Here is an 11,148-nt window from a genome sequence, read left to right as displayed (position 1 = left end):
GATCAGCCCCGCGCCTTGATGATTGTTGATTCTTTCTCACAACACTCGTTCCAGAAGGCACATTTATCGCCAGCGCGTCCCAGGTGATACTGCGCGACTCTCGCCTTAGGGATAAACACTGATGATGAAGACAGATTTCGCTGCCTGGTCCTGGACTGCGGGTGCAGGAATCGACGGTTTGCAGCTGGTCCGCAAAAGCCTGGATCAGCCCGGACCGGGTGAGGTGCTCATCGCCAATCGTGCCATCGCCTTGAACCCGGTGGACTGGAAGATCATCGAGTGGGGTCATGCGGCGTGGAAAACCGGACATGTGCCGGGCGTGGATGGCATGGGCGTGGTGGTCGCGACCGGTGCCGGAGTGCCGATCAAACCCGGTACGCGCGTGGCCTACCATCAGTCGCTGGATCGCGACGGCAGTTTTGCCGAGTTCTGCATACTCGATGCGGCGACGGTGATGACCGTGCCGGCGGCCCTCGATGATGCCTGGGCGGCCTCACTGCCCTGCCCCGGCTTGACGGCCTGGCAGGCGCTGGAAAAGATTCCGGGCAGTGCTGGCGATGTGTTGGTGGTCGGCGCGGGCGGGGCGGTGGGCCTGCTGTTGGCGCAGTTGGCGGTACAGCGTGGGTGGCGTGTGTGGGCCACGGCGAGCACGGCTCATCATGCCCACCTGAAGGCATTGGGCGTGGTCGGTGTATTCGATTACCGCGACGCCGGCTGGCAGCAGGCACTTCAGTCAGCCCTGGGCGAACGGCGCCTTGACGCCGTGTTCGACACCGTGAGCGGTGCGCATGCAGCCACACTCGCGCCCCTGCTCGGCTACAACGGGCACCTGGTGTGCATCCAGGACCGCCAGGAAAGCGCGCCATTGCCGGCTTTCAGCACTGCGATTTCACTGCACGAGGTGGCGCTCAACAGCTTTCACGCCTACGCCAGCCTGAGTGATCGGCAGACCTTGCGCCAACACGGCGAACGGCTCCTCGACGCGGTCCTGAACGGCAAACTGCGGGTACCTGGACAGCAGGTCTTCGACTTCCATGAGCTGCCGCAAGCGCTTCGTGCCCTCAAGCAAGGTTCCAGCAGTGGCAAATGGGTAGCGCGCCTCGCCGACTAAACCTCGGCCAGGCTTTCCTTCTTCTCCAACCACTCGATCATCAACTCTCCCCAGGCGATATCGGCCTGCAGCGCGGCCTTGGCCTTGCCCGAGTCGCGCGTGCGCAGGCCTTCAAGCACTTCGAAGTGCTTATGCTGGGCGCTCGCCAGTTCCAATTTCGGCACTTCCGCGTGGAAGCGGCTGAGCAGCGGCCCCATGATGACCCACATGTTCTCCAGGGTCTTGGACACCACTGGCATGCGCGCCGCGCTGATCAGGCCAAAGTGGAACTCGCGGTTGAGCAATGCCGCCTGCCGATGGTCGACCGAAACCGCCTTCTGAAACGCATCCTGGATACCTTCAAGCTTGATCAGTTCCGGCACGGTAATGCGCTGCGCGGCGGCACCGGCGGCCTCACCCTCGAGCAGATGACGGATCAACTGGATTTCCCTGAGCTGGCTGACCGACAACTCCGGCACGTAGATGGACGTCGCGGCCTTCATGTCCAGCGCATGGTCGCTGACCAGCCGGAAGATCGCCTCGCGCACCGGCGTGATCGAGACCCCGAACTCTTCGGCCAGGGTGCTGATCCGCAGGCGATCGCCGGGCTGGTATTGGCCGTCCATCAACGCCGTGCGAATAATGGAATACACCCGCTCACTCAAGTTGCCTTTATCAATGGGCTTATGCACGGTCACTGTTACTCGATCTCCATGGTCGATGACGTGCGCCCGGCAGGCCTCGACGCCTGCGGCAGGGGCGCAGATCACGCATCATACATCATCATTTTACCCCTGCCACTCCGGCAGGCGCGTCCTTCAAATCCGTGCGTCGCGCCGTCCTACGCCCTGCAACAGCACGGCAATCACGATAATCGCCCCCTTGATAATCTGCTGTGGGTAGGCCGGCACACTCAGCAGATTCATGATATTGCCGATCAGCCCCAGCACCAGCACGCCGACCACGGTGTAGAAAATCGTGCCTTTGCCGCCGCTCAGCAGCGCGCCGCCGATGACGCACGCCGCAATTGCATCGAGCTCCAGCGCCATGCCCGCGCTGGGTGCCGCAACACCCGAGCGCGACGCAATCACCACCCCGGCCAATGCCGCCAGCCCACCACAGATGCCATAGGCCGCCAACTTGTAGCGTTCCACCGCAATCCCGGCCAGGCGCACGGCAGTTTCGTTGCTGCCGCTGGCAATCGTCAGTCGTCCGTAGGTGTTGTAACGCAGGATCAGCGCAAAGACGACCGTCACCAGGATCGCCAACCACACGGGCCAGGGAATGCCCAGCACGCCATCGGCCAGGCGCCCGAAATCGCGCAACCACTGGGCACTGGTCAACTTGTCATCCAGCCGTTGCGGCTGGCCGTTCGACAAAATAAAGGCCAGGCCGCGCCCTACCGTCATCATCGCCAGCGTGGCGATAAAGGGTGCCATGCGGAAGTAGGCGATAAACGTGCCTGTCACCAAGCCCATCAGGACGCCTGATGCGACCGCGACCGTCACCGCCAGCAGCAGGCCAAGTCCCCCTTCGACCGGCATCACGTTCAGGGTCATGGCCACCACGATCCCGCCCACGGCAGCCACCGACGCCACGGACAAATCGATCCCCGCCGTCAGAATCACGATCAACATGCCGATGCTCACCAGCAACAGCGGCGTCAATTGGCGCAACAGGTTGCCGAGGTTCTGATAGGTGAAAAAATCCGCGGACAAGACGCTGGCGACAATCGCCAGCAGTACCAGCATCACCAGCGAGTTGTGCTCAAGAAACAGGCGTTGCAGTGAGCGCCGGTGCGCACGCCCGGCATCGGCGTGGCTGTCGTGTTGCAGCGGTTCGGCCGCAGCCAGTTTGTAATCAGGGTTATTCATGGTGCTCGACTCCCATCGCCAGGCAAATCATCTGTTGTTCTTTGATGCGCTCACCCACCAGCTCACCGGCGATCGCACCTTCGCGCATGACCAGGACGCGGTCACACATACCGATCACTTCGATCATTTCCGAAGACACCATGATGATTGCCACCCCTTGCTCGGCAAGGGCATTGATCACCCGGTAGATCTCGGTTTTCGCACCCACATCCACGCCGCGTGTCGGCTCATCGAGAATCAACACGCGGCAACCCGCATCGACCCACTTCATCAGCGCGACTTTCTGCTGGTTGCCACCCGACAGGTCACCGACCCGTTGCTCGATGGAACGCGTCTTCACCGACAGTTGCTTGCGCAGGGCCTCGATGCCCTGGGTCTCCCTGCCGCTGGCGATCCAGCCCATGCGTCCGGTATAGGGGCTGGCGGGGCGCAGCGCGCCATTGACGCGGATCGACATTTCCAGCAGCACGCCCTGCTGCTTGCGGTCCTCGGGCAGCAGGCCAATGCCATTGGCGATGGCTTCGCGCGGCGTGCGGTTGTGCAGTTCGCGCCCATTCAAGCGCAGGGTCCCGGAGGTCTTGCGGTCGGCGCCGAAGATCGCGCGCATCGTCTCCGTGCGCCCTGCCCCCACCAGGCCGCAGAAGCCCAGTACTTCACCGGCACGCACGTTGAAGCTCACATTGCGCACCAGCCGCCCGGCACACAGCTGATCCACCTCCAGCAGCACCTCGCCGATCTGCGCGTTGCGCGGCGGGAACAGGTCGCTGAGTTCACGGCCGATCATCATCTCGATCAGCCCGCGCTCGGTGACATCCGCCAGGGCCAGGGTGCCGACGGTCTTGCCATCCTTGAGCACTGTCGCGCGGTCACAGATGCGGAAAATCTCATCCATGCGGTGCGACACGTACACAATGCACACGCCCTTGCGGCGCAGCTCGTCGAGGATCTTGAAGAGCTTTTCTGCTTCATGCGAGGTCAGCACGGCAGTGGGTTCATCGAACACCAGCACCGAGGAATTGCGCGACAACGCCTTGCAGATTTCCACGGCCTGCTGGTACGCCACCGGCAAGCTGCCGACCGCTTGGCGCACGTCGATATCGCTGAAACCCAGCTCATCCAGAATCGCCCGGGCCTTTTTGCGCATCGCAGCCCACTGCACAACACCACGGCTCTTGCCCAGGTCGTCGATGCAGATGTTTTCCGCCACCGACAGGTGCGGGGCCAGGGCAAACTCCTGGTAGATGATCGAGATACCCAGCTTGAGCGCATCGCCCGGCTTGCGGATATCCACCGGTTCGCCATTCAGGCTGACCGTGCCGGTATCCCGTACGTAGGCCCCGGCAAGGATTTTCATCAGGGTCGACTTGCCCGCGCCGTTCTCGCCCATCAACGCATGGATTTCCCCGGCATGTGCCGAAAACCCAGCGTGGCTCAGTGCACTGATGCCACCGAATTTCTTCGAGATATCGCGCATCTCTACGGCTGGTATGTGCATCGCATTCATGTTCTTCACCCTCTATTGACTGTCGCCGAACAGCCCGCCCCCGTTGGCGCGGGCTGTTTGGCGGGCGTTACTTGAGGGCCGCCTTGATCTGCTCGATGGAGCGGAACGGCGGCACGTTGTCGGTGGAGGGCGGCAGGCTGTCAGCCTTGATATAGGTGTCGACGTTGTCCGGGGTAATCAGCGTGACCGGGAAATACGACGCCAGCGGCAGGTTGTTGGCATCCAGGCCCTTGTCGAGGATCTGGTGAATCAGCTCAATCGCGGCCACGCCGGTTTCAGATCCGCTGTTGGTGGCACTCACCAGCAACTTGCCCTGCTTGATCAAGTCCAGCGCCACACGGAAGTTGCCCGCGCCGGAGGCGACCGTCACCTGGTCCTTCTTGCCGGCGTTTTCCAGGGCGTTGATTGCACCGATGGCAATGAAGTCGTTTTCCGCCAGCACCAGGTTCAGCTTGTCACCCTGCGACGCCAGGATGTCTTCGGTGGCCGCAAGCCCGCCCTCTTCGGTCCAGTCACCCCGGCCCCAGGCCAACACGTTGAAGCCACCTTCCGGCCAACTGAAACTGCCTTTGGCTTTGATCTGCTGGAACAACTTGAAGCCCTTGAGCATCGCGTCCTCCTTGGACAAGCCCAGCTTTCGCTCCTCGGAACGCGCGTAGACAATCCCGGAGATCATGCCGTTGAGCCGGCTTTCGGAGGTGGAGTTGCCCATCACGCCGATGACCATGGCGGCGTTGATCACCTTGGCCGGGTCGGTCTTGGCGATCACATAGCGGCCCGCCTCGAAACCACTGCCGTAGGGGTTGCCGGTGCTGGTGGTGATCACCGGAGCCCGGGCGTCTGGCGCAGTGCCCACGGTAATCACCGGAATCCCGGCTGCCACGGCGCGTTCCACATCCGACACCGAGCCGAGCACGTCGGTGGGATCGATCACGATCAGGTCGACGCCCAGGGTAATGAAGTTGTCGACCTGGGCGCTTTGTTTGGCGACGTCACTGTCCGCCACTTGCAGCTCGATATCGTAGTTGTACTTTTTCGCGATGGTTTTCGCGTCGTCGAGCATCGACACGAACCAGGGATTGCCCAGGGTGATCTCGGTCCAGCCGATACGCAGGCGCTCGCCTTTCTTTTTCAACGGCAATGCCTTGTTGATCGCCGTGCGATCCGGCATGTCGGGGTCAATCACGCCCGACAGCGCGGTATTGGGCATCAAGCTGTAGATTTCATGCTTGCCGGCGGCCCAGGCCTGGCCGCCGATTAGGGCCGCCAGGGCGAAGGTGGTGATCAAACGCTTCTTCATCATTATTGTTCTCCAGTGCGCTGATGGGATCGGTGATGCCGGCGCCGTCCTCGACAGCGCCGTGGTGTGGGCTCAGGCCTGTAAATCGATCCAGGCCGACTTGAGTTCGGAGTACTTGTCCAAGGCATGCAGCGAACGGTCGCGACCGTTGCCCGACTGCTTGTAGCCGCCAAACGGCATGGTGATGTCGCCGCCGTCGAAGCAGTTGACCCACACACTGCCGGCGCGCAGGGCGCGGATCATCGAGTGGGCGCGACTGAGGTTGCTGGTCCACAGGCTGGCAGCCAGGCCATAGGGCGAGTCATTGGCGATGCGCACCGCGTGCAGGTGATCCGTGGCGGTGATCACCGACAGGACCGGCCCGAAGATCTCTTCGCGGGCAATGGTCATGTCGTTGGTGACGTTGTCGAAGATCGTCGGCGGGATGAAGAACCCGTCGGCCAGGGCGCCACCGGCACGCTCACCGCCGAGGATGATCTGCGCGCCCTCCTCTGCACCGGTGCGGATGTAGCCGAGCACGCGGTCCATTTGCGCCTTGTCGACCATGGCGCCCAGTTGCGTGGCCGGATCGAGAGGGTCACCGACGCTGATACCGCGCGCGACCTTCAGGACCTCGGCGACGAATTCGGAACGGATACCCGCCTCGACGATCAGCCGCGAAGGCGCTACGCAGACTTCACCCTGGTTGAAAAACATCGATTTCGCGGCGGTGGCCGCCGCTTTTTCCAGGTCGTGGCAGTCATTGAGGATGATGTTCGGGGTCTTGCCGCCGCACTCCAACCAGACCCGCTTCATGTTCGATTGCCCCGCGTACTGCAGGAACAATTTGCCGACTTCGCCGGAGCCGGTGAACACCAGCGTGTCCACATCCATATGCAGGCCCAGCGCGCGGCCAGCGGTGGGACCGAAACCCGGCAGCACGTTGAACACGCCTGGCGGAATGCCCGCTTCGGCCGCGAGCGCGGCGATGCGCAGTGCGGTCAAGGGCGATTGCTCGGCCGGCTTGAGGATCACCGAATTACCCATCGCCAGGGCCGGCGCTACCTTCCACATGGCCATCAGCATCGGGAAGTTCCAGGGCGTGACCGCCGCCACCACGCCGATGGCTTCGCGGGTGATCATGCCCAGTGCACCCGGCCCGGAGGGCGCGATTTCGTCGTAGACCTTGTCACAGCATTCGGCGTACCACTGCAGGCATTCGAGTACCGCGTGCACGTCAAAACCACTGCTTTCCGCGACCGGCTTGCCCATGTCCAGGGTTTCGAGCAGGGCCAGTTCAGTCATGTGCTGCTCGAACAGCGCGGCGAAGAGCAGCATGACTTTCTTGCGCTCCTTGGGCGGACGCTGCGACCACACGCCACTGTCGAACGCCTGGCGCGCCACCTGGACGGCAACGTCGACGTCTTCGGCCTGGCAGGACGCGACGTGATTGAGCACCTGGCCGTTGCGCGGAGAGATATTGGCGAAGGTCTCACCGCTCAGTGCATCGACAAAGCGGCCATTGATGAAGGCCTGGCCTGGCAGGTCCAGGGCGGCGACACGCTGCTGGACCGCAGCGATATCCACGAGTGTATTCATGCTGTTGTATCTCCTGTCTGGTTCAAGGGGTTAGAAGCTGACTTCGGTTTTCAGGCCGAACACCACCACGCTCTTGTCCCCGCTCAATCCGCCGGGGTTGACCACGTATTGCACGTTGGGCCGCAGTGTCAGGGCCGGGGTCACGCTGACGCCGTAGTACAGCTCCATCGGGTATTCGGTGTGCGGTTCCGCCACGGTGTAGCCACTGGTCTGGCGGATGCGCCTGGCGGATTTTTCATTCACTTCCAGGCGGCCCAGCGCCAGGCCGATTTCATCCTGCGGACGTGCGGTAAACGGACCGCTGATAAAGGCACCGGCATGCCAGACGTTTTCCACGTAGGACACGTCGCGGTCCGACTGAATGAAGTTGGCAAACAGATTGAGGCCGCGGGCACTGTTGTCCGGGTCCTGGTACACGCGTTGGTCGACCATGGCGTAGAAGCCGCGGGCTGAATCGTGCTGGTCGGGGGCGTTGCCGGTCAGGCCGATCGGCTGGCCATCGAGATCGCGGTACACGTCGTTGAAATCACCGGTGTTGCGCCAGACGCCCACGCGGTAGGTGCCAGGCAGGCCGTTGAGCCTCGGCGTCCAGGCCAGTTCGCCCACGGCGAGGTAGCCGGTAGTGCCCGAGGGACTGCCGAAATTCAGGCCCTGGCCGTTCTCGGTAAACCGCGGGTTGACCTGATACAGCGAGGCGTTGACGGTCAGCTCATCGGTCAACTTGCCCGCCACCGCCGCGCCCCACTGGCTGACCGGCCAGGTAAACCAGTTGGGGGTGATGTAGCCCGGCACCGTGCCGCAGAACGTCAGGTTCTGGAACTTGCAGGAAAACGGGAACACATCGCCGCTCATGGGCAAGCGGCCGAGCTTGACCACCAGTCGGTCGTCGAGCAGTTGCTGCTGGTAATAGAACTGCACCAGCCGCGTGACGCTGCCGTAGCCGTAGATTTCCTGGGCGGCCAGCAAGGTGTGAGTGCCCGCCTCGGCCGTCAGGCTTTCGCCGTTGCGGTTGCTGAAGGTCATGCGAAAACTCGCGCCCTGCCAACCGAGCAGCTTTTGCAGGTCGAAGTTGCTGTCGATCATCAACTGATCGCTGTAGGTGCCTTTATGCGTGTCGCCGCCCTGGGTGTTGTAGGCCAGCTCGTTGACGTACGTCAGCTGGAAGTCCACTCCCTGTTCATGCAGGCGCGTGCGTTCACCGTTCCAGTCGCCAAGCAGAAAGTTGTCCGGCGAATAACTGGCGGCAAACACGCCAGGGCCTACACACGCACTTAGAAGTCCTGCGGCAACGATGGTTTTATTGGTCATTGTCAGTGTTCCCGAAACTGTTTTTATTGTTGGTTTTAGTGTTTTTCGAGCATGCAGAATCCCGCCAACCCAACTGACGGGTCGGTGAAGCAACAGCGTTAACGCGGTGTGACTGAAACGTCGGTTAGAAGCACATCCTCACGATGGCGGCGACCTCCTCCTGGTTGTTGATCGGCTTAGGGTGGCAGGCCAGGTCCTGGTTGAAACTGGTCCAGACGGTGTGGGCAAATTCATCGATTTGCTCAGGGCGCAAACCGTAGCTGCAAAAGGTGTCGGTGACCCCCAGGGTGGTGAAGAGCTGTTCGAGGATTACGGGCAGGCGCTCCGCGCGCTCGTTGATCGACAGACCCAAGGTTTCCGGGCACAGGATCCCGGCCACGGTGGCAAACTTTTCCGCGGCGACCGGCAAGGTCCAGCGGATGACATGCGGGGTGCTTGCCGCCACCGTGCCGCCATGGGGCGCGTCGGTCATTGCGCCCAAGGGCTGGCCCAAGGCATGGGACACAGTCACCCCGGCACCGGCGATAGCCATGCCGCCCAGGGTCGAGGCAAATGCCATGTTGGCGCGTGCCTCCAGGTCAGTGCCGTGCTCCACGCAGCGCTGGGCATTCGCCGCAAACAGACGGATGGCTTGCAAGGCCACCATTTCCACCCAGGGTGTGCAATGGATGCTGATATAGGCTTCGAGCGCATGGCAGAAGGTATCGACCGCCGTCAGCGCGGTGAGTTTGGGCGGTTTCGACACCAGGATCTGCGGGTCGATCAACGCGACGTCAGGGTAGATGAACGGGTTGACGATGGCGCACTTGAGGCCCAGCTCGGGGTTGTTGATCACCGCAAAAGGCGTGGCTTCGGTGCCAGTCCCGGAGGTGGTCGGCACCACCAGCAGCGGCAGGCCACGGCGTTGCGGGCGGCATACCTCTTCGCCGAGGCGCTCGGTGTAATCCCAGCAGTTGCCACCGTGCACGGCGACGAACGCCACGGCCTTCGCCGAATCGATCGCACTGCCGCCCCCCATGGCCACGACCACGTCGCAGCCTGCGCGAAGCACTTGATCGACCGCGCGATCAATCGTGGTGTGACGGGGGTTGGGCACGATGTCGTAGAACTCGAGATATTCGATACCGCGCTCGATAAAGCTGGCAGTAACCTGCGCGACCCACTCGCTGCCTTCGAGAAACGGGTCGACCATCAGGAACACCTTGGTGCCGAACGGCGCGACTTTGTCGCCCATGCGCCGGATCGCGCCGACCTCGAAGTCCAGGGTGATAGGCAGACTTGCCTGAAATGCGTTCATCAGTTCACCTTTGTTCTTATTGGAATGTGTGACCGGCCCGGCCTTATCGCAGCGCGCCGCCATATTTGTACAACTCGCCCAGATCGCTGGCGGCAATCAGCGCAGCTCTCATCTCATCGACAGTCACGGCGAAGGGCTCGACGTTGCTGGTCTGGTTCGGGTCGGCCGCGGTGCGGGCCACAGCATCGAGTTCCTGCGCGGTGATATCGGCCAGGCCGAGGTCGCCGAAGGTCACCGGCAAACCAATGCTCAGGCAAAAGCGCAACACGGCATCCAGTTCACCGCTGGTTTTGCCTTCCAGTACCAGCATCACCAGCGTGCCGAACGCCACGTACTCACCGTGGTACATCGTGGCGCGCAGGCCCAACTCACTGAAACCGCAATACACCGCGTGGGCGGTGGCGACGCCATTGCTTTCAAAGCCGATGCCGCTCATCAAGGCGTTGGCTTCCACCACGCGGTTGAAGGCCTTGGTCACGCAGCGCTGCTCGGCGGCGCGCTTGGCTTGCACGCCGTCTTCAAGCAGGACGCGGTAGCACAGCTCGGCAATCGCCATTGAGGTCAGGGTGGCCTTGGCCCCGCCGCCGCCCTCCTTCATGCCGCCGCCGGCATTGCCGAGAAAGTTGTCGCGGTAGCCTTCAACACAGGTGCGGGCTTCGAAATACGTCGACAGCGCATCGCCCATGCCGGCTACCAGCAGGCGCACCGGGGCCTGGGCGATGATCCAGGTGTCGACCACCACCACATCCGGGCTGCGCTGGAAAAACAACACGTCGTCAAACGCGCCGGCTTCGGTGTACAGCACCGACAGCGAACTGGTAGGCGCGTCGTTGGAAACCACCGTCGGCACGATGCACAACGGCACTCGCGCCTGATTGGCGAGCGCCTTGGCAGCATCGAGCACTTTGCCACCGCCGATGCCGATCACACCGTCGCACTCAAGCCCCTGCATCAACATCGCCAAGCGCTGGATTTCCTGGCGGGTCACTTCGCCGGAAAAAATCCCGTAGTGAAGCGCGGTGCGGGTGCTGGCGAAGCTGCTTTCCAGGGTTGGCTGCAGGCTGTCCAGGCGGCCCTGGGTGGTGATCACCATCAGGCGGCGACCGAACCAGGCGACGTGCAGTGCCAGGCGGTCGAGTTCTTTGTAGCCCTGGATATAACGACCAGGTGCGGCAAATATCTGGGTCATCTCAGTGT

Annotated in this window: 9 protein-coding genes; 1 reads left to right on the top strand and 8 read right to left on the bottom strand. The window is 62.4% G+C overall.

The genetic code is table 11. The annotated features are described in order from the left end of the window. Window positions 1-124 precede the first annotated feature (124 nt). Window positions 125-1,111: a zinc-binding dehydrogenase gene (locus tag NTD80_RS21755; RefSeq protein WP_262135071.1), complete on the top strand. Its 987-nt coding sequence runs from the start codon at window positions 125-127 to the stop codon at window positions 1,109-1,111. Here the strand turns inward: NTD80_RS21755 and NTD80_RS21750 are convergent. From NTD80_RS21750 to NTD80_RS21715, 8 genes are all read right to left on the bottom strand, one after another. Then, window positions 1,108-1,782 carry a GntR family transcriptional regulator gene (locus NTD80_RS21750; RefSeq protein ID WP_226940005.1) on the bottom strand — a complete coding sequence of 225 codons (675 nt, stop codon included), beginning with the start codon at window positions 1,780-1,782 and terminating at the stop codon, window positions 1,108-1,110. The genes NTD80_RS21755 and NTD80_RS21750 overlap by 4 nt on opposite strands. Window positions 1,783-1,908: 126 nt before the next feature. Beyond that, on the bottom strand, window positions 1,909-2,964 hold the full coding sequence (locus tag NTD80_RS21745; protein ID WP_262134977.1) for an ABC transporter permease: 1,056 nt from the start codon (window positions 2,962-2,964) through the stop codon (window positions 1,909-1,911). Continuing rightward, window positions 2,957-4,468 (bottom strand): sugar ABC transporter ATP-binding protein, encoded by a 1,512-nt coding sequence (locus tag NTD80_RS21740; protein WP_262134975.1) that lies wholly within the window; start codon window positions 4,466-4,468, stop codon window positions 2,957-2,959. Before NTD80_RS21740 ends, NTD80_RS21745 begins: the two co-directional genes overlap by 8 nt. A gap of 67 nt (window positions 4,469-4,535) precedes the next feature. Continuing rightward, the gene (locus NTD80_RS21735) at window positions 4,536-5,771 is read right to left on the bottom strand and encodes a sugar ABC transporter substrate-binding protein (protein ID WP_262134974.1); all 1,236 of its coding nucleotides are present in this window, start codon (window positions 5,769-5,771) and stop codon (window positions 4,536-4,538) included. Between the two features lie 69 nt (window positions 5,772-5,840). Next, complete coding sequence (locus NTD80_RS21730) at window positions 5,841-7,346, bottom strand: aldehyde dehydrogenase (protein ID WP_262134973.1); 1,506 nt, start codon at window positions 7,344-7,346, stop codon at window positions 5,841-5,843. Window positions 7,347-7,376: 30 nt separating this feature from the next. Further along, a complete protein-coding gene (locus tag NTD80_RS21725) occupies window positions 7,377-8,654 on the bottom strand; it encodes a carbohydrate porin (protein WP_262134972.1) in 1,278 nt (425 codons plus the stop codon). A 124-nt stretch (window positions 8,655-8,778) separates the two neighbouring features. After that, a complete protein-coding gene (locus NTD80_RS21720; RefSeq protein WP_262134971.1) occupies window positions 8,779-9,951 on the bottom strand; it encodes an iron-containing alcohol dehydrogenase in 1,173 nt (390 codons plus the stop codon). A 43-nt stretch (window positions 9,952-9,994) separates the two neighbouring features. Then, on the bottom strand, window positions 9,995-11,140 hold the full coding sequence (locus NTD80_RS21715) for a glycerol dehydrogenase (RefSeq protein WP_262134970.1): 1,146 nt from the start codon (window positions 11,138-11,140) through the stop codon (window positions 9,995-9,997). Window positions 11,141-11,148: the final 8 nt, after the last annotated feature.

Origin of the sequence: Pseudomonas sp. 13B_2.1_Bac1 (assembly GCF_025466155.1) — a bacterium.
GTDB lineage: Bacteria > Pseudomonadota > Gammaproteobacteria > Pseudomonadales > Pseudomonadaceae > Aquipseudomonas > Aquipseudomonas aylmerensis.
This window is presented reverse-complemented; position numbering and strand designations above follow the sequence as displayed.

What these genes read in the sequence shown, in the direction of transcription:
- NTD80_RS21715 (WP_262134970.1), bottom strand. Translation starts at nt 11,140, where the DNA reads ATGACCCAGATATTTGCCGCACCTGGTCGTTATATCCAGGGCTACAAA.
- NTD80_RS21725 (WP_262134972.1), bottom strand. Translation starts at nt 8,654, where the DNA reads ATGACCAATAAAACCATCGTTGCCGCAGGACTTCTAAGTGCGTGTGTA.
- NTD80_RS21755 (WP_262135071.1), top strand. Translation starts at nt 125, where the DNA reads ATGAAGACAGATTTCGCTGCCTGGTCCTGGACTGCGGGTGCAGGAATC.
- NTD80_RS21730 (WP_262134973.1), bottom strand. Translation starts at nt 7,346, where the DNA reads ATGAATACACTCGTGGATATCGCTGCGGTCCAGCAGCGTGTCGCCGCC.
- NTD80_RS21745 (WP_262134977.1), bottom strand. Translation starts at nt 2,964, where the DNA reads ATGAATAACCCTGATTACAAACTGGCTGCGGCCGAACCGCTGCAACAC.
- NTD80_RS21720 (WP_262134971.1), bottom strand. Translation starts at nt 9,951, where the DNA reads ATGAACGCATTTCAGGCAAGTCTGCCTATCACCCTGGACTTCGAGGTC.
- NTD80_RS21735 (WP_262134974.1), bottom strand. Translation starts at nt 5,771, where the DNA reads ATGATGAAGAAGCGTTTGATCACCACCTTCGCCCTGGCGGCCCTAATC.
- NTD80_RS21740 (WP_262134975.1), bottom strand. Translation starts at nt 4,468, where the DNA reads ATGAATGCGATGCACATACCAGCCGTAGAGATGCGCGATATCTCGAAG.